Source organism: Streptomyces sp. 8K308 (assembly GCF_004348315.1).
In the GTDB taxonomy this organism is placed as follows: domain Bacteria; phylum Actinomycetota; class Actinomycetes; order Streptomycetales; family Streptomycetaceae; genus Streptomyces.
The window spans coordinates 1-18,252 of record NZ_SMKC01000116.1 but is presented as its reverse complement, the minus strand read 5'-3'; the positions used below and the strand labels follow the sequence as shown (position 1 = coordinate 18,252).

At 71.7% G+C, this 18,252-nt stretch carries 12 protein-coding genes and 5 pseudogenes; 4 read left to right on the top strand and 13 right to left on the bottom strand.

Features of this window, described 5'->3' with window-relative positions; genetic code table 11:
• Nucleotides 1–32 precede the first annotated feature (32 nt).
• From E1265_RS17630 to E1265_RS17620, 3 genes are all read right to left on the bottom strand, one after another.
• Nucleotides 33–1,325: an FAD-dependent oxidoreductase gene (locus E1265_RS17630; RefSeq protein ID WP_132931265.1), complete on the bottom strand. Its 1,293-nt coding sequence runs from the start codon at nucleotides 1,323–1,325 to the stop codon at nucleotides 33–35.
• Nucleotides 1,326–1,615: 290 nt separating this feature from the next.
• Nucleotides 1,616–2,548 carry a TIGR01777 family oxidoreductase gene (locus tag E1265_RS17625; RefSeq protein ID WP_132931264.1) on the bottom strand — a complete coding sequence of 311 codons (933 nt, stop codon included), beginning with the start codon at nucleotides 2,546–2,548 and terminating at the stop codon, nucleotides 1,616–1,618.
• A gap of 17 nt (nucleotides 2,549–2,565) precedes the next feature.
• The gene (locus E1265_RS17620; RefSeq protein ID WP_132931267.1) at nucleotides 2,566–3,114 is read right to left on the bottom strand and encodes a DUF4240 domain-containing protein; all 549 of its coding nucleotides are present in this window, start codon (nucleotides 3,112–3,114) and stop codon (nucleotides 2,566–2,568) included.
• A gap of 117 nt (nucleotides 3,115–3,231) precedes the next feature.
• Between E1265_RS17620 and E1265_RS17615 the strand changes: the two genes are divergently transcribed.
• Genes E1265_RS17615 through E1265_RS17605 form a run of 3 tightly spaced genes read left to right on the top strand, consistent with a single transcriptional unit; the run spans nucleotide 3,232 to nucleotide 7,253 of the window.
• Nucleotides 3,232–4,164, top strand: coding sequence for an SDR family oxidoreductase (locus tag E1265_RS17615; RefSeq protein ID WP_132931263.1), 933 nt, complete (start codon nucleotides 3,232–3,234; stop codon nucleotides 4,162–4,164).
• Nucleotides 4,165–4,200: 36 nt separating this feature from the next.
• Nucleotides 4,201–4,731, top strand: a complete 531-nt coding sequence (locus tag E1265_RS17610; protein WP_132931262.1) for a pyridoxamine 5'-phosphate oxidase family protein — start codon at nucleotides 4,201–4,203, stop codon at nucleotides 4,729–4,731.
• On the top strand, nucleotides 4,728–7,253 hold the full coding sequence (locus E1265_RS17605; RefSeq protein ID WP_132931261.1) for an excinuclease ABC subunit UvrA: 2,526 nt from the start codon (nucleotides 4,728–4,730) through the stop codon (nucleotides 7,251–7,253). The genes E1265_RS17610 and E1265_RS17605 overlap by 4 nt, the downstream gene beginning before the upstream one ends.
• Here the strand turns inward: E1265_RS17605 and E1265_RS17600 are convergent.
• From E1265_RS17600 to E1265_RS39200, 6 genes and pseudogenes are all read right to left on the bottom strand, one after another.
• The gene (locus E1265_RS17600; RefSeq protein WP_279571441.1) at nucleotides 7,244–8,101 is read right to left on the bottom strand and encodes an alkaline phosphatase D family protein; all 858 of its coding nucleotides are present in this window, start codon (nucleotides 8,099–8,101) and stop codon (nucleotides 7,244–7,246) included. The two genes, E1265_RS17605 and E1265_RS17600, sit on opposite strands and share 10 nt — an antisense overlap.
• Nucleotides 8,098–8,286 carry a hypothetical protein gene (locus E1265_RS38100; RefSeq protein WP_207931116.1) on the bottom strand — a complete coding sequence of 63 codons (189 nt, stop codon included), beginning with the start codon at nucleotides 8,284–8,286 and terminating at the stop codon, nucleotides 8,098–8,100. The genes E1265_RS17600 and E1265_RS38100 overlap by 4 nt, the downstream gene beginning before the upstream one ends.
• 148 nt (nucleotides 8,287–8,434) lie before the next feature.
• Nucleotides 8,435–9,475 (bottom strand): hypothetical protein, encoded by a 1,041-nt coding sequence (locus E1265_RS17595; protein WP_243740884.1) that lies wholly within the window; start codon nucleotides 9,473–9,475, stop codon nucleotides 8,435–8,437.
• A gap of 216 nt (nucleotides 9,476–9,691) precedes the next feature.
• Nucleotides 9,692–10,931 (bottom strand): annotated as a pseudogene (locus E1265_RS17590) (IS256 family transposase).
• A 302-nt stretch (nucleotides 10,932–11,233) separates the two neighbouring features.
• Nucleotides 11,234–11,983: pseudogene (locus E1265_RS39205) on the bottom strand (serine/threonine-protein kinase); the annotation flags it as partial.
• A 186-nt stretch (nucleotides 11,984–12,169) separates the two neighbouring features.
• Nucleotides 12,170–12,715: pseudogene (locus tag E1265_RS39200) on the bottom strand (paraslipin); the annotation flags it as partial.
• A 485-nt stretch (nucleotides 12,716–13,200) separates the two neighbouring features.
• On the opposite strand from E1265_RS39200, the pseudogene E1265_RS17580 reads away from it, so the two are divergent.
• Nucleotides 13,201–13,861, top strand: a pseudogene (locus tag E1265_RS17580) (HAD family hydrolase).
• Here the strand turns inward: E1265_RS17580 and E1265_RS39195 are convergent.
• From E1265_RS39195 to sucB, 4 genes and pseudogenes are all read right to left on the bottom strand, one after another.
• A pseudogene (locus E1265_RS39195) lies at nucleotides 13,845–14,497 on the bottom strand (transcriptional regulator); the annotation flags it as partial. The pseudogenes E1265_RS17580 and E1265_RS39195 sit on opposite strands and share 17 nt — an antisense overlap.
• 769 nt (nucleotides 14,498–15,266) lie before the next feature.
• Nucleotides 15,267–16,244, bottom strand: a complete 978-nt coding sequence (locus tag E1265_RS17570) for a YafY family protein (RefSeq protein ID WP_132931259.1) — start codon at nucleotides 16,242–16,244, stop codon at nucleotides 15,267–15,269.
• Nucleotides 16,245–16,476: 232 nt separating this feature from the next.
• Complete coding sequence (locus E1265_RS17565; RefSeq protein WP_132931258.1) at nucleotides 16,477–17,100, bottom strand: GntR family transcriptional regulator; 624 nt, start codon at nucleotides 17,098–17,100, stop codon at nucleotides 16,477–16,479.
• A 118-nt stretch (nucleotides 17,101–17,218) separates the two neighbouring features.
• Nucleotides 17,219–18,252: 2-oxoglutarate dehydrogenase, E2 component, dihydrolipoamide succinyltransferase (sucB, locus tag E1265_RS17560; RefSeq protein ID WP_132931257.1), on the bottom strand; the 1,034-nt coding region annotated here is incomplete at its 5' end.

Genomic DNA, 18,252 nt, shown 5'->3' with positions numbered 1-18,252 from the left:
GGTGGGGAAGGAACCGGCTCCCGGCCGCGCCGTCAGACCGCCTCCGCGGCCACCGGCCGGGGCGCCGCTGTCACGCCCGCGTCGGCCATCAGCGCCGCCGCCGCTCGCGCGGCCGAGGCGAGGTCGCCGGTCGGGCCCGGGACGTCGCGGTGGTCGCCGCACACGTAGAGGCCGTCGAGCAGCCGCGTCGACCTCGCCCCCGGGTAGGGCGGCGCGAACACGGGGACCGCGTGCGGATCGTGCCGCACGGCCAGCAGTCGCCAGTCGTCGGCCGGCGTGCCGTGCAGCTCGGCGAGCTGCGCCCTGGCCGCCTTGTCGAGCAGCTCCGGCGGTTCGGCCGCCGGCGGGCCGAGTACCACCGAGGTGACCAACGTCCGGCCGGCCGGCGCCCGGGACGGGTCGATCGCCGAGGCGTCCATGGTGTGCGAGACGGGACCCCGCGCCGCCGCGTCCACGATCAGCGCGGGCCCGCCGGGCGGGGCGGCCGGCGCCGCGTGGTGCAGCACCGTCACCGGCCGGAAAGCGGGCACCCGCAGGCCGGGGAGCAGCCGGGCGGCCTCCTCGGCACCGGTGGCCAGCACCACGGCCCGGCAGCGGAAAGCGCCGTGCGACTCCGTCTCCACCACCGTGGTGGAGACGGAGACCACCCGCACCCCCGTCCTGACCGACCCCTCGGGCAGGGCCGAGGCCAGCAGCTCGGGCAGCGCCGAGGCGCCGCCCGTCGGCAGGCCGAGGCCGCGCCTGGCGAACGCCCGCAGCGCCTCGTCGCCGAGCCGGCTCGAGGTGGCGAGCTCCGGGTCGTGCAGCAGGGCGGCGAGCAGCGGGCGCAGCGCGCCCTCGGCTATGCGCGTCGGTATGCCGCGCGCGGAGAGCGCGGCGGCCGCCGTCAGTTCGGGGCGGGACCGCAGTCTGGCGTCCGGCAGCCGACCGAGTCTGGCCAGGTTGGCCCGCAGCCAGATCTGGTCGAAGGCCGACGTCAGCGAGCGGCGGCCGGCACGGCCCTGGCCGTGGCCGCCCGCCTCCCCGATGCGGTGCTGGTGCGTCGCGCCCTTCAGCACGATGCCGCCGGTCAGGCGGCGGGTGGGCAGCGGACCCGGCAGCTGGGCCCTGGTGGGGTAGCCGGGCAGGGCGAGGTGGGCGGCGCGGTCGAGGCGGAAGCCGTCGAGCTCCTCGGTGGACATGCGCCCGCCGATGCGGTCGGCCGCCTCCAGGACGGTCACGGTGAGGCCGGCGGTGCTCAGGTGGTGCGCGGCGGCGAGCCCGGCGGGGCCCGCGCCGATGATGACGACATCGGAGTGGTCGCGGTGCGGTCGGCGCTGAAGCACGTGGCCTCCTGGTGAGGGGTCGGTGCGTGCGAGCGGCGGGGGCGCGGACGCCGACGGGACGGCCGGTCGGCGCGGGCCGCGTTCCCCGTGGACGACGCTGTCGACGGTCTTGCCGGCCGCTCCGGACAGCGGCCCCCAGGGCCCTGGGTGTGGGTCCGTGGGTCCTGATGCCCGCTGGGGGCGCGGGCAATGCCCGAACCGGAGAGACCCTCTCACGCCGGGCGCAATCCGGCAGAGCGCATGGACCAGGGCACGGGGGCACGAAGGTCGCGTGCCGACCCCGCCGGTCGTCAGGCGGGGGCGGCCACGGCGGCCCGCACCTGCTCCTCCACCGTGGGGTGCGCGAAGGCGAAGCCGGCGTCGAGCAGCTTGCGCGGCACCACCCGCTGGCTGCCGAGCACGTCCTGCGCGAACTCGCCGAGGACCAGGCGCAGCACGGGCGCCGGCACCGCGCACACCGTGGGCCGGCGCAGCACCCGCCCCATCACCCGGGTGACCTCGCGGTTGGTCAGCGGCTCGGGCCCGGTGAGGTTGACGGGGCCGGACAGCCCCGGCACGTCGTCGAGGAGGAAGCGGAGCGCGGCGACGTGGTCGTGGAGCGAGATGGCGCTCCAGTACTGCCGGCCGTTGCCAAGACGGCCGCCGATCCCGGCCCGGAAGATCGGGAAAAGACGCCCCCAGGCGCCCCCCGAGCTGGCCACCACGAGGCCGGTGCGGGCGAACACGGTCCGCACCCCGGCCTGTTCGGCCGGCCCGGCCGCCGCCTCCCAGTCCACCGAGAGGTCGGCGAGGAAGCCGGTGCCCGGTGGCTCGTGCTCGTCCACTGGACGGGAGCCCGTGTAGCCGTAGTAGCCGATGGCGCTGCCCGAGACGAGGACGCGCGGCGGCTCGTCGAGCGAGGCGATCGCCCGGGCCAACGACGCCGTGCCGAAGACCCGGCTGTCGCGCAGCTCCGCCTTGTACCGCCGCGTCCACCGGTGGTCGGCGACCCCGGCGCCCGCCAGGTGCACCACGGCCGTGCAGCCCTCAAGCGCGGCCCGGTTGACGTCCGGCTCCGCGCCCGAAGGGTCCCAGCGCTCCTCGTCGGCGGCGCGCGGCGGGCGCCGCACGAGCCGCACCACGTTCACCTCGTCCGCCCGCAGCGCCGCGATCAGCGCCGAGCCGATCAACCCCGACGAGCCGGTGACGGCGATCCGTTCCACGCGCTCCGCTGGTTCCCGCATGGCCCCATCCTGGTGGATCAGGCGTCGACGCGGCCACCTGGGGCCCGCCGCGCCAGCGCCCAGAGACGCGGGTAGGCGGCGGCCATCGCCGCCGCGTCCGCGAAGTCGACCGGCACGCCCTCCGGCTCGCGCGGCTGTTCCGGCAGGCCGAGGTCGGGCAGCTCGGTGCCGGTCAGCCGGTCGTAGGCGTCGTAGGCGGCGAATCCGACGTCCTCCGCTTCACCGTCCGTGTGGCGGTCGAAGCCGTCGGGCCCGAGCAGCTGGGCCAGCGCGTCCGGCTCGTGCAAGGTGCCCTCGAACACGTGCCGGCCGCGGCTGATCAGCCAGCAGCGGAAGTTCTCGAACGCGGCGTCCCCGGCGTCGCCGAGCAGCACCCAGGCGGCGCCCCACACGTCCCAGCGGTAGGCACGGCCGAAGCGCGACTCGAAGTGCCGGGCGAAGTCGGTGACGGCCTCCGGATCGAGGTCGACGAGACGCTCGACCAGCAGGTCGGCGTGTGCCTCGGGATCGCCGCCCGCGGAATCCCGGGTGCTGTCGATGATCTCCCAGAAGTCCGTTTCGTCCATCATGGCGACAGGATCCCGGCTCCGGCCCTCGTGCGCACGCCGGAAAGCCGGACAGGAGATGTCTGGTTTCCCTGGAAGCGTGGGGCCCGTCGAAACCACGACGTGCGAGGAGTGTGCGTGAACCAGCAGGACAAGCCGCTGACCGGGAAGATCGCGCTGGTGGCCGGGGCGACCAGGGGCGCGGGGCGGGCGATGGCCGTCGAGCTCGGCGCGGCCGGCGCCACGGTCTATGCGACGGGCCGGACGACCCGTACGGCCGTCAGCGAGGTGGGTCGGGCCACCGAGACCATCGAGGAGACCGCCGAACTGGTCACCGCGGCGGGCGGCGAGGGCGTCGCCGTGCCGACGGACCACCTGGAGCCCGAGCAGGTCGAGGCGCTGGTCGACCGGATCGACCGGGAGCGCGGGCGGCTCGACGTCCTGGTCAACGACGTCTGGGGTGCCGACCACCTGCTCGACCTGTCGTTCGGGACGAAGATGTGGGACCTCGACCTGGCGGGTGGACTGCGCATGCTGCGGCTCGGCGTCGAGACCCACATCATCAGCTCGCGCTACGCCCTGCCGCTGCTGACCCGGCGCCCCGGCGGCCTGGTGATCGAGGTGACGGACGGCACGAAGGAGTCCAACCGCCGCTACCGGGAGAGCTTCTACTACGACCTGGCCAAGAACGCCCCGATCCGGATGGCCTACGCGCTCGGCGAGGAACTGCGCGACCTCGGCTGCACGGCGGTCTCGCTGACGCCTGGCTGGCTTCGGTCCGAGGCGATGCTCGACACCCACTTCAAGGTGACCGAGGAGAACTGGCGGGACGGCATCAAGCAGGACCCGCACTTCGCGATCTCCGAGTCCCCGACCTACGTCGGCCGCGCGGCGGCGGCGCTGGCCTGCGACCCGGACGTGGCCCGCTGGAACGGCCAGTCGCTCTCCAGCGGCCAACTGGCCCGCGAGTACGGCTTCACCGACACGGACGGCTCCCAGCCGGACGCGTGGCCGTACATCCGGGACGCCGTGAACGAGGGCAAGGACGTCGACGTGGCCGACTACCGCTGACCACCCCACACGACCCCCGGACCGACAAGGACCTCCATGCGCGAAACACTCGAAGAACTCACCGAGCTCCAGGCCCTCCTCGACGCCTCGCTCGCCCGCTCCACCTCGCACCTCCGCTCGATCATCAACACCGAGCGAACCCTGACCGCCACCCAACTCACGCAGATCCTCACCGGCATGCGCACCCTCGCCCTCTCCACCGTGACGGCGAAGGGCGAACCCCGGATCAGCGGCGTTGACGGGCACTTCCTGCACGGCAGGTGGCACTTCGGCACGGCGCGCGGCGCCGCCAAGGCCCGCCACCTCGCCGCCCGACCCGCCGTCAGCGCCGCCCACCTGCGCGGTGAGGACCTCGGTGTGTTCACGCACGGCACGGCAGAGATCCTGAACCCCCCGGACGGCGAGCCGGACGCGGAGTGGCCGGAACTGCTCGCGTACTTCAAGGACTTCTACGGCGAGCACGCCTTCGACTGGGAGCGCGACGTGGTCTACTGCCGGCTGCGCCCGCACTGGATGACCGTCTACTCCCCGGACTTCACGAAGCTCACCGCGGAGCCCCTGTCGTGACCACGGGGTACGAGACCATCGACGTGGTGGGGGCCCGCACCAACAACCTGCGGGACGTGTCCCTGAGCATCCCCAAGGGGCGGCTCGTCGCGTTCACCGGAGTGAGCGGCAGCGGCAAGACCTCGCTGGCGATCGACACTCTGCACAGTGAGGCCCAACTGCGGTACCTGGAGGGGCTTTCGCCGTTCGTCAGGCAGTACATCAGCCAGCGCAACCGGCCCAAGGTCGACCGCGTCCTGGGCCTCGGCGCGACGCTGGCCGTCGACCAGCGTCGCCTGAACCGCAACCCACGCTCCACGGTCGCGACGATCACGGGCGTCGACGGGCACCTGGGGCTGCTGTACTCGCGCCTCCCCGCGCTCGGCGCCGACCCGGCGGCCGAGGGCGGGGGCGGGCCACTGACGACCGCCCACTTCGACCGCGACTCGCCGGAGGGGAGCTGCGCGGACTGCCACGGGGTGGGCGGGCGGTGGAAGGCGCAGGAGGACCTGGTCATCACCCACCCGGAGCTGCCGCTCTTCGAGGGTGCCTCGCCCTGGTTCGCGAAGTGGCGGTCGGGGGAGCACGTGTTCGTTCCGGCGCTGGCCGAGCAGCGGGGCGTGGACCTCGGCCGGCCGTGGCGGTCGCTGCCCGAGGAGTTCCGGCACTGCGTGCTCCACGGCACGGGTGACGAGCGCGTCGAGGCGACCGTCGACATACCGAACCGGAACGAGCGGGCCCGGATGACCTACACCTCGAGCCAGCCGCTGCGGGGCGCGCTCGCCGAGGTGGAGCGGGTGTTCGTGAACGCCAGGACGGCCGGCGCCAAACAGCGCTACCTGAAGTACATGCGCAAGCAGCCCTGCGCCACCTGCGGCGGCAGCGGGTACGACCGGGTGGCCAGGTCCGTGCGGCTCGGCGGGCTGAGCTACCCCGACCTGCTTCAGGTGGAGGTACGCGAGGTGCGCGACTGGGCGGGGCGGGTCGTGGACCACCTGGACGCCGGGCAGCGCGAGGTGGGCGAGCCGCTGCTCCAGGACCTGGGCCGCAGGCTCGGCATCCTGGACCGGCTCGGCCTGGCACACCTCCAGCTCTCCCGGAGCGCGACGACGCTGTCCGGAGGGGAGGCGCAGCGGACCCGGCTGGCCGCGCAGCTCAGCACCGAGCTGAGCGGCATCACCTTCGTCCTGGACGAGCCCGGGACCGGGCTGCACCCGGCGGACAAGGCGCACCTGCTCGACATCGCCCTGGAACTGCGCGAGGCCGGCAACACGGTGCTCCTCGTCGAACACGACCCCGAGCTGATCGCCCGGGCCGACTGGGTGGTCGACATGGGACCCGGCGCGGGCCGCCTCGGCGGCGAGGTCCTGGTGTCGGGGCCGCCCGCCGACGTGGCCGCCCATCCGAGGTCGTTGACCGGCCGCCAGCTGGCCGGTGAGGCACCACGGCCGCGCCGGAACCCCCGTCCGATCCGGGACGACACTGGCTGGGTGGAACTGCGTGGCCTGCGCGCCCACAACGTGACCGCCGACCTGGTGCGTTTCCCCGCCGGCCGGCTCACCTGCCTGACCGGGGTGAGCGGCAGCGGCAAGAGCAGCCTGCTCGGCGCGCTCGGGGCGAGCGCGGAGGCCGCCCTGAACGGGACGGTGACCGACGGGGTGCGGGAGGTGACCGGCCTCGAAGGGTTCAGCTGGGTCGCCGTCGTCGAGCAGGAACCGCTCGGGCGGACCCCGCGGTCCAACCCGGCCACGTACAGCAAGGCGTTCGACATCGTCCGCAGGCTGTTCGCCGGAACCGACACGGCGCGCGAGCGCGGCCTCGACGCCTCCTGGTTCAGCTTCAACACCGCGGGCGGCGGCCGCTGCGAGACCTGCGCCGGCCACGGCCGCAAGCTGGTCGACATGCACTTCCTGCCGGACGTGTGGGTGGTCTGCGACGCGTGCGAGGGCCGGCGGTATCGGCCGGAGGCCCTGGACATCAGGTACCAGGGGTTGGCCGTCGACCAGGTGTTTGAGCTGACCGTCGACGAGGCCGTGGAGCGGTTCGCCGAGCCCCGACAACTCGCCGAGATCCTGCGGGCCCTGCACCAGGTCGGCCTCGGGTATCTCCAACTCGGTCAGAGCGCGACGGAGTTGTCCGGCGGCGAGGCACAGCGGCTGAAGCTGGCCTCCGCGCTCCGGCGCGGCGCCGCGAGCCGCGGGGCCGGCCTCGTCGTCCTCGACGAGCCGGTCTCGGGCCTGCACCCCTCCGACGTCCAGCGGGTGGTGGACGCGCTCGACACGCTGCTCGACTCGGGCAACACGGTCGTCGTGGCCGAACACGACATCCCCGTCGCCGCGTCCGCGGACTGGCTGATCGACCTGGGCCCGGGCGCCGGTCCGGCCGGCGGTGCGGTGGTCGCGGCGGGCACCCCGGCCGGCGTCGCGAAGGCGGACACCCCGACCGCCGGCTTCCTCCGCCGCCACGCGGCGGGCCTGCCGCTCCTGACGGCGGGCGAGGACCCTACTCGCCCCGTCGCCCCGCCCCCCTGCGACTACACCTGACGCGCGCCCGGCCTGCCGTTCTCGACCACGAAGGAGGCGTGGGTGTACGCCGTCACGTCGGGCCGGCCGACCGTCGGCACCATCCGAAGGTCGGTGCGCCACTCGTCCCGCTCCACCGTGCAGCGCACGTAGCCACGGCGGTCGCCGGCGAAGAAGCGGATGTGCGGGTTGTGCCTGATCATCGGGCCGTAGTAGGGGCCGTAGACCTCGCCGTCGCCGTTGGTGGAGATCGAGGTGCCGACGAACTCGGTCGCCACGACCGGCGAGTCGGGGTCGTCGAAGTCCCGCCTGATGTCGTTGACGACGGTGGAGTGCCAGTCACCGGTGATGACCACGGGGTTGCGCACCTCGGGCCCCACCAGCCGGTCCGTGACGCGGGTACGGGCCGCCGGGAAGCCGTCCCAGGCGTCGTGCCACAGCACGTCGCCCGAGGGACCGTCGTGGTCGAGGCGGCCCATCATCACGTTGTTGGCCAGCACGTTCCACCGGGCACGGGAGTCGGCCGGGCCGTCGAGCAGCCACCGCTCCTGGCGTTCGCCCAGCATGGTCACGGACGGGTCGTACGACGCCTCGCTCGCCGGCGACTCGCCCCAGCCGGCGGGCGGCACGCTGCGGTACTGGCGGCCGTCGAGCACGCTGAACTCGTGCACGGAGTGGGCCAGCTCCGGGAGCGCCGCGACGGTGCCGCGCCGCACGACATGACGCATCCGCTCGTCGGTGGCGACCCGCCACTCGACCGGCACGGGGCGCTGCGGCATCCCGCCACCGCCACCCGGTGCCAGCGGGTCGGGCGCCGGCCGGGTCCAGATCACGAAGCCGTCGGGCTGGGGGCGCCTCCCAGCCGTCAGGCTGGGGGAGGGACGCCCGAGGCCACGCCGAGTGCGAACGGGTCGCCGCCGGCCGCCGCCCGGCGCGGTGGGTCGGCGAGCGCGCCGCGCGCCAGCGGTACCTGTGTCAGCGCGGCGAACCCGGAGAGGCCGGCCAACGCGCCGGCGAAACGTCGGTGGTCCCAGCCGCCACGGCCATCCGACATGCCCCTCATCCTCGGGGCGGCCGGTGTCCCGAGGGCGACCTCCGGATGAACGGCGCCACCGGGCTGTCTCCCATGCCCGGAGGGGCGCTCCGGCGCAGCCGGGACGGGGTGGGGCGAAAGTGTCCGACCACCGTTGAGCGGCCGGGAATCAGAACTCCCAGTCCTCGTCCTCGCCGCCGCGCATGTGGCGCCAGCCACTGATGTCCGCCAGGGCCGTGCGCGCCAACTCGGCGTACTGCCCCGGACACTCCCACACCTCTCGGGCCGAGAGCTCGGCGGGCACGGGGGTGTCGGGGTGGTCCTCCGGCGCGTACAGGTGGAGCACCGCGAGGTACCGGGACCGCGTGGTGGCTTCGGCGGTGGACCAGGGGTGCCGCGGGTGGTCGCAGGACACGTCCAGGTCGATGGTGGCGAGTGCGGCGGCCAGGGCTCGGGCGTACGACGGCGGCAGCCCCTCGTACGTCTGGGCGATGCCCATCCACATGCACAGGAACAGGCCGAGCCGCTCCTCGTTTCGCACCTGTCCGGTGAGCCAACGACGCGCGGACCACAACGCGACCGAGCCGGTGTTGTTCTCCCAGCTGCGGTCGATCGCCTCCTGCATGGCGACGATGTCGATGCCGCCGTCGTCCCTGACGAATCGCGCGTCGAGGTGGGAGACGTCGATGTCGCCGAAGAGCCTCCGGTGCCCCTCGCGCAGAGCGTCCACGGCCTGGTCGACGAGTTCCGCGAGGAACCCCTCGCAGTCGAACGCCGCCAACTCCTCGTCCCCGGGACCGTACTCCTCGGCGAACGCGGCCCGGCCGGCCTCGGCGAGCATGCTCACCCCGGCCTCGACCGCGTACTCCGAGTCCAGGTCCTCCGGGTGGGCGCCGTCCTGGCAGGAACAGGAAGCCGGGTCCAGGGTGGCACGGAACCCCTCCAGGACCTCCGTGTACGAGGCGAACAGGGACTTGCTGAAGACCCGAGCGGAGACGTACCAGGAGGTGGCATGCAGGAGGATCACATACCCGGTCCTCTCCCGCCGGCCTTCCGGAGTGCCGACGCGGTCGAGCGTCCCCGACGCGTCCGAGGCGAGGAAGGCGAGTGTCGCTTCCGGGTCCACATTGGGGTAGTCGCAGACGATCCCGGAGAGGTCGGAGAGCAGTTCCCGGTGTTCTGCGGGCATGGTGGGCGTCACTTCGGTCACAGCCGTAACAGACGACACGGGTCGCGGCGACGGTTCCCTGATGCACCAGGCAACTGCCGCACCCGCACGGTCACCCCGAACCGCGCCACGACCGCTACGTGACGCGCGATAGCGCGTCTCCCCCTTCAACGCACCGCGGTTCCCGTCGTGCCGATGGCGCATGGCCCTGGACGAAGAACAGCCCCTCCTCGGATGGTGTCCCGTCGAGTGGTGTAGCTACTGGCCGAGTTGGTCCGGTTCCGGTTGTGGCGGGATCTGGCGGCCTTCGGTCGGGTTGGTGGTGAGGAGTTCGGCCATGGAGGCTTCGGAGAGGTAGCGGCGGTCGAAGATTTGCCATTCATCGTGGAGCTCGGCGAGAACAGCGGCGGCCAGCCGTTCCAGGGCGGCAGGGTCGGCGAAGACCTGAACGACGTCGGCTCGTCGCTTGATCTACCGGTTCAGCCGCTCCAGCGAGTTGGTGGACCAGATCTTCTTCTAGTGAGCCGGCGGGAAGTCCGCGAACGCGGTGATGTCCGTCGCCGCGTCCAGCAGCATGGCCTTGACCTTCGGGAACTGCCGTCCGAGCATGTCAGCGACCACGTTCAGCTGGGTGCAGACAGTCTCGGTGGTTGTCTGCGCGAAGATGGTGCGGATGGTCACGGCGACCATCTCCCCGGAGCCCTTCTCGATCACGCTGAAGATGTCGCGCACGAAGTGAACCCGGCACCGCTGCCGGGCCGCGCCGAGGAACACGGTGCGGATCGCGGCGACCAGGCCGCTGTGGCTGTCGGAGATACAGCTGGACATGCTCCAGGCCGCGGGCCCGAAGTGAGCGCAGGAACTGTGTCCAAAACGGCTTGGACTCGCTGTCGCCGACCATCAGCCCGAGGATCTCGCGGTGCCCGGTCGCGGAGATCCCGGTGGCGATGACCACCGCCTGGGAGACGATCCGGTGGTTCACCCGCGCCTTGCAGTAGGTGGCGTCCAGGAACACATAGGGGAAGACGGTGTGATCCAGCGGGCGTTCCCTGAACGCGGTCAGCTCCTGATCCAGCTCACCGCAGATGCGGGAAACCTCCGACTTGGAGATGCCGCTTCCGGTCCCGAGGGCTGACCAGGTCGTCCACGCTGCGGGTGGACACCCCGTGCACATACGCCTCCATCATCACGGCGAACAACGCCCGGTCGATCCGCCGACGCCGCTCCAGCAGCGAGGGGAAGAACGACCCGATCGCACCTTCGGGATCCTCAGGTTTAGGTCGCCGGCCTGGGTGGTCAACAGCCGGTCGCGGTGACCGTTGCGCCACGTCGTGCGCTTCTGGGAGTGCGCGCCCTGGGCGGCGCCGATGACCTCGGTCGCCTCGGCCTCGATGAGCTCCTGCAGGATGCGCTCACACAGCACCCTGATCGTCTCAACTCCGTCGGCCGTACGTAGTGACTCCAGCAGCCGCATCAGGTCAGACTGGGACAAGGCCATCGTGCGCTCCTTCTGGTTGAACTGGTCGTTCAAGGGAGACTTGCGCGGTGGCCAGCCCCTTGTGCAGGGAACAGTCACCAGCAACGGATGCACGCCCCGGGCAGATAACCGGCGCGTCCGCCACCACGACCGACTACTGTCCTTGACAGCGAAGTCAGTCGTGTGCAGCGCACTGATCTGGGCGGACTGGGTTGGATGTCAACGGGGACCGGCAAATTGGCCTGACTGTCCGGAGTGGGTACTGCCCGCGTGCCCTTCCAGGGGCGTTGTTGCAGACCGGGTCCGGTTTGGCCTGACTATTGTCAATCTGTCGATTGAATGGGTTGGTTGTGCAGATCTATTAGCGTGCGTACGAGAGGCGGCAGCCAGACTTCGCCCGATGACTGGCGGTCGGCAAGCTGCTCGATGACCTCAGTGGGCGTCGGACGGCCCGCGGGATCATGGTCAAAGCAGCGGGTGACGATGCCGGACAGGCGGGACGGCAAAAGGCCGAGGGCAGAATCGAGGAGGGACTCGCCGTCCTTTGGCACGGCCCCGGCGGCGTGGCAGAGCACCACGCCAAAGGCGTAGAGGTCTGTGGCGAAGGTGACCGGCGCTCCGGTGCGCTGCTCGGGGGCGAGGAAGCCTTCAGTGCCCACGACACGATCGGTACGGGTGATGGCGGTGCCGTCGAGGGCTCGGGCGATGCCGAAGTCGATGACGCGCGGGCCGGTGCTGGAAAGGATGATGTTGCCGGGCTTGAGGTCACGGTGGACGATGCCGCGCTCATGGATGCCCTGGAGGGCTTCGGCGATGCCGATGGCCAGGGTCTGGATGGTCTTGGCGGGCAGGGCACCGTGTCGGCTCAGGGCGTCGCAGAGTGACGGGCCGGGAATGTACTCGGTGACCAGCCAGGGCGGGGCACCGTGCGCATCAGCGGCGACCACGGACGCGGTGTAGAAACCGCTGGCCTCGCGGGCGGTGATGATCTCGCGGGCGAAACGCTTGCGGAACTCGGGATCGGTGGCCAGCTCCCGCTTGATGACCTTGACAGCGACCGAGCGCCCGCCGGGAGTCCGACCGAGATAGACCGTGCCCATCCCGCCTTGGCCCAGCCTCGCCTTGAGCTCGTAGCGATCGATCCGGCGAGGGTCGCCCTCCCGTAGCGGCTGGTGCACGGGCGGGGAATCCGTCTGCGCGTGCGATTGCGACGCGGTCCGTGTGGCCTCCTTCCCACCAGGCGGGATGGTAGGGCCGTTCTTGTCGCGATAGCTGCGTTGCGGCGAGTCCTGGATGGAGGCGGGCGTTCCGATGGCCTTCAGCCCGACGCGGTCGACGTGGATGCCCCACTTGCCGGTGGCCTCGTTGAGGACGCGGAGCAGGTCTGTGTTGATCTCCTCGCGGGAGGTCAGGGTCCGCGCGAGGTCCATGCCGCCGATGATGTTGCGGAGTGTGGTGACGGTGAGCTGCTCGATCGCCTGGATGTAGCTGGTGACCTCGTACGTGGCGGCCCGGGCGTCGGTGACCTGGTAACAGATGAGCGTGTCGATGTTGACGGCCAGGTTGTCACGGGTGATCACCGACTGCGCTGGGAACGACACGACCTGCTCGCGGAGGTCGACGTGGTTGCGGATCGTCGTGATGAACGGGACCACGATGCTCAGCCCCGGGTTCAGGGTCCGCCTGTAGCGGCCGAAGTGCTCGACGATGGCGGCGCTGCCCTGTGGAACGGTTTTGAAGGTCTTGATCAGGGCGGTGATGACCAACACCACCAGAATGATCAGGACGATGAAACTCGGATCCATCGCTGCTCCCCCTGCTGTCGGGCTCCCCAGGTACCGGACCCGGATTGCGCCTGTTGACGCCCAGCCGAACGCGCCAGAGTTGCATCGTGAGGCGCTGCGATGCGGCAGGTACTGACCGATTCCAATACGCGACTTGCAGTATGCCGCAACTCAACTCACTTCCGTGAGTGCTCAACGTGCTTCACGCTGGGCTCGCTGTGAAACGACTCGATGGACAAGGGACAACTACACCACTCGGCGGGACGTGACCCCTCCTCGCCCTCGACCAGCGTCGTGAGATCCGAGCTGTATCCGGGCGAGCTGGTGGGACGGACGAACGTCAACTTCCTGGTATGCGGTCGAATCATCGCCTCGAACTCCGGGCCGAGATCAGCTGGCATGGCTCCTCACCTCCTTGGCACGCCCGGCGTCGAGCCCGCAGTCGGTCGGTCTCGGGAACCGCATGATGTCAGCAGGTTGCCGTCCGGGCTCTATAGACGTGACGGGTGATCCGTGCCGTGGTGTTCGATGTCGGTGAGTGTCTGGTCGATGAGACGAGGGAGTACGGCACCTGGGCAGACTGGCTCGGAGTGCCGCGACACTTTTCGCGGCTCAGTTCGGTGCGGTCATCGCCCAGGGCGCGACTACCGGGCGACATTCCAGGTGTTTCGTCCGGGCTTCGACCTCGACGAGGAGCGTGAACGCCGGGCTGCCGCCGGTCAGCCGGAGTGGTTCGGCGAGGACGACCTCTACGACGACGTCCGGCCGGCCCTCGCGGCGCTGCGCACTGCCGGCCTGTGGCTCGGTATCGCCGGAACCCAGACGGTCCGAGCAGGCGGCCTGCTGCGGGGACTGTTAGAGTCCGACGTGGACCTGATCGGTACGTCTGACGACTGGGGCGCGAGCAAGCCCGACCCGGTGTTCTTCGAGCGGCTTACCAAGGCAGTACCGGTGTTCTCGGCCGAAACCCTGTATGTCGGAGACCGGCTTGACAACGACATCCGGCCCGCCGCGAAGGCCGGGCTCCGCACGGCTCTTATCCGCCGAGGGCCGTGGGGAACCATCCAGCAGCACCACCCGGACGCGGCCCAGCTGCCCACGATGCGCATCGACTCACTGGTCGAACTTCGGGATGGGATTGCGAAGTGCAACGGGACAGCGCGCTGATCGTCATGGCCCAGCCGCAAAGCCGGTCGTCCAACTCGCGTACGCACGGTTCGCCCTGCCAGGGGTGCAGAGTCCGCCGGACCTCCCGGACGCGGTCCATGCCCATCACATACCAAGTGACGGCCAGTTGATCAAGGGCTTGGCGCGCGTAGTCGCATGCCTTTTGGGGATTGCTGTCGGCTGCCTCTACCGCGGCGAGGTCACCCAGAACGACGGTGCGCTGCTTGTCCGACTCCGCCGGCAGCGCTTCGAGGACGCCGAGCAGCGTTGCGCGGGCCCGCGGAAGATGCCGCGCGACGAGTTGCGTGTTGCCCTTGAACGCTGCCAGGCGCACCGGGCTGAACCAGTCCATCCAGGCGGGGGAGGCGTGGGGAGATCCGGTGGCGAGAACATCCTCGGCGTGGCCGGTGAGGTGCAGCGCGGCGCGGGCGCTCCCACAGCGTGTCTCGCACTCGGCCTCGACCGCGTCCAGCCACGCCAGGAACTCCGCACTGGCCGGGCCGCGTCGCGCGTAGGTCGTGGCGGCCGTCATCCGTTCCACAGCCGCCTCACGGTCCCCCTCCCAGGCCGGGACGAACGCCGGTGCGCGAGGACCGCCGCACCCATCAACGTGTCGTCGGCTTCCCGAGCGGCCTCGCCCGGTCGGTCTGTCCGTTCTCGCCCAACTCCCGCACCATGTCGCGGCGATCGGCCCGGTGCTGGAGGTACCGGCGGGCGGTAGCAGCCGGTGCCCGTGTTGAGGACGTTTTCACGGCCTGGCCGTGGCGTCGCGCGGTGCCCGTGCCGGCGGGCCGCATGTGGGAGCAGCAAACTGCCGGCGCCCGACCTGACCGCGGCCGACGGGCGTCGGGCCCGGTGTGGCCGCCACTGGCTCACGCGGCTTCAACTGGACCGGACCCCGACTACGCTCGGGACTCGGTGGAGTTTCTCGTCCCGCCCGGCACATCGAGCAGGTGGCCGTCGCAACACCGGGCGGCGCGTGGCATCTTCTGTGTCGGGCGCTACTGGACTGTCTGTTGGCGGAGCTGTCGTCTCGGCGGCGAAGGGGTGCCTTCGGTCAAATTACCGGAGGCGGGCGATGAGCCGAGACGGCACCACACTGCGGTGGGGAACACACGAGCTGATCGGTCAGCGGGTCACCGACCAGGCTGGTCGGGTTGGCCGGCTGGCGGCCGTGTTGGAGCACGTCGCCCGCGGAGCCGGGCGGGTTGTGCGCGTGGAGGCGCACCTGCGGCCGGTGGACGGCACCGGGTGGGAGTGGACGGCAGCCGTCGATGGACTGGCGCCGGTCGGAGACGGAGGGGGGAACGACCCGGGAGACGGGGCGCCTCCCGGCTGCACCGCCGTGGAGGGGGTGAGGCACGGTCGCCGGCTGCTGTGAGGGGGGCGGGGGAGAGCCCTCGGGTCACGAGTCGTAGTTCGTCGCCATCCGCCGCGCCGCAGCGGCCAGCGCGTCCCGTAGTGAGGTCGGCGCCAGGACGATCGCGTCGGGGCCGAGGGAGAGCAGCTGGCTGTAGGCGACCTCCTCCGACTCCACCGCCAGGGTCGTCGTGACCCAGCCGTCGGCGTCCGGGGGTGAGGCCGCCGCCTCGGCCTCGGCCGCGGCCTCGCGGTCGGTGACGTGGGGGAGGACCCGGGCACCGACGGGGGAGAGGCGTATGCGGACCTCGGCGCGGAGGATGGAGCGGGCGAAGGCGGCGGCATGGTCGGTCCAGAAGCCGGGAAGGTCGAAGGACTCGTCGCGGGTGAAGCGCTCGCCGGTGGCCGTGACGGTGAGGAGGCGGGAGACGCGGTAGACCCGGAGGTGAGGCGCGTTGGCGGGGCGGGCCGCGAGGTACCAGGTGCCGGCCTTCAGGACCAGGCCGTAGGGGTCGAGGACGCGCGAGACCTCCGCGCCGTCGCCCCGGCGGTAGGTGACCTGGACCCGCAGGTCGTCCCAGACGGCCTCGGCGACGGCAGGCAGCAGCGCCGGCGTCTCGGGCGGCTGCCACCAGCCGGGCGCGTCGAGGTGGAAGCGCTGGGCGGCGGTGTCGGGCGCCGAGCGCAGCTCGGGGAGCAGGGCGGCTGAGACCTTGAGCTGGGCCGCCGAGGCGGCGTCCGCCAGGCCCATGTCGCGGAGCGCGCTCGGGACGCCGGAGAGGAACAGCGCCTCGGCCTCACTGCGGCCGAGGCCGGTGAGGCGGGTGCGGTAGCCGCCGACGAGGCGGTAGCCTCCGGCGCGGCCCCGATCCGCGTAGACGGGGATGCCGGCCTCGGAGAGCGCCTGCACGTCGCGGGCCACCGTCCGTTCTGAGACCTCGAGTTCGGCGGCCAGCTCGGCGGCGGTCATCGCCCTGCGGTCCTGGAGCAGCAGGACCAGTCTGATCAGTCGGGCAGCACGCATGGGACCACCCATGAAATCATGGGTGGCCATGAGGGGCCCGGTCCCGTGCGTTGGCGCGACAATCGGGACCGGAGCTCCCCTGGGAGCCGCGTCGGACGGCAGGACAGGCAGTGCGGCGCGGCTCACTTCCAGGGAGACTGTATGCCTCTGATCGATGATCGATCAAAGGGTGAGTGCAAAAAAATCGGCGAATCGGAGAAATTGGCATCCCGTGCCAGGCCAGGAGCCACCATCAGGCACGCGGTGCACAGTTCAGGACGTGCTCCTTGACGAGCTCCCCGATGCGCGGGTCACGGCGCAGGAAGGCGTCCACCAGGTCCTGGTGCTCCTCGGCGTAGGACTGCTGCCGGGTGCCGAGCCAGCGGATCGAGAGCGCCGTCCAGATCTCGATGCCAAGCGACTCCCAGGTGTGCAGCAGCACGCTGTTCCCCGACGCCTTCACCAGCTCGTGGTGGAACGCCACCGTGTGCCCGACCTGGGCCTCGGCGTCCGCGAGCCGGTCCGCCTCGCGCAGTGCCGCCACCTCGGGGGTGAGCGCCGAGACGTCCTCGGCGAGTCGCCCGGCGGCCAACTCGGCCGCGATCTGCTCGAGCCCCGCCCGCACCGGGTAGATCTCCTCCAGGTCGGCGGCGGCCAACGCCCGCACCCGGACGCCCTTGTTGGGCGCGGACTCGATCAGCCGCAGCGTCTCGAGCTCGCGCAGCGCCTCCCGGACCGGCGTCTGGCTCACATCGAGCTCGGCCGCGATCCGCCGCTCGACGATCCGCTCGCCGGGCTGCCAGCGGCCGCTGACGATGCCCTCCACGATGTGCTCGCGGATCTGCTGGCGCAGCGAATGGACAACGGGCACGCCCACAGCTAGCTCACTCTCCCATCGGTGACCAACTGGTTGATCAACTCGGTGATCGACGTGGCCGCGCCCCGCCCGGAGGATCCGGGCGGGGCGCGGCCTCACGTCGGCTGCCGGACGGCCCTTACAGGCCGAGCTCGCCCTCGAACGCGCCGGCCTCCAGGCGGGCCTTGACGTCCGTCAGGTAGCGGGCGGCGTCCGCGCCGTCGACCAGCTGGTGGTCGTAGGACAGGGTCAGGTAGACCATGTCCCGGATGGCGATGGTCTCGCCGAGCTCCGGGTGGTTCACGACCACCGGGCGGCGCACGGTGGCGCCGATGCCCAGCTCGGCGACCTGCGGGTAGTTCACGATGATCGTGTCGAACAGCGCACCGCGCGAGCCGGTGTTGCTGATCGTGAACGTGCCGCCCGACATGTCGTCGGGCGCGAGCCCGCCGCCGCGCACCTTGCCCGCCAGCTCCGCCGTCTTCTTGGCGATGCCGGCCAGGCTCAGGTCGCCCGCGCCCTTGATGACGGGGACCATCAGGCCCTTCTCCGAGTCCACCGCGATGCCCACGTTCTCGACGTCGTGGTAGGTGACGGTGCCGTCGTCGTTGATCCGGGCGTTGATCGACGGGTGGGCCTTGAGGGCCTCCGCTGCCGCCTTCACGAAGAACGGCATCGGGGAGAGCTTGACGCCCTCACGGGCCAGGAACGCGTCCTTGGCCCGGCCCCGCAGCCGCATGATCCGGGTGACGTCCACCTCGACGACGGAGGACAGCTGCGCCTGGTTGTGCAGCGCCTTCATCATGTTCTCGCCGATGAGCTTGCGGATCCGGCTCATCTTGACCGTCTGGCCGCGCAGCGGCGACGGCTGGACGGGCGCCGGCGCCTTGGCGGTCGGCGCCGCCGCGGCGGCGGGGGCCGCGGCGGCCGCGCGGGCGGCCTCGGCGGCACTCAGCACGTCCTGCTTGCGGATGCGGCCGCCGACGCCGGAGCCCCTGACGGTGGTCAGGTCGACGCCGTTCTCCGCGGCCAGCTTGCGCACCAGCGGGGTGACGTAGGCGCCGTCCGTCGCGGGGGCGGGCGCGGCCTGAGCCGGAGCTGGAGCCGCCGGGGCGGGAGCCGGCGCCGGGGCCGGGGCGGGCGCGGGCGAGGGCGAGGGCGCCGGGGTCGGAG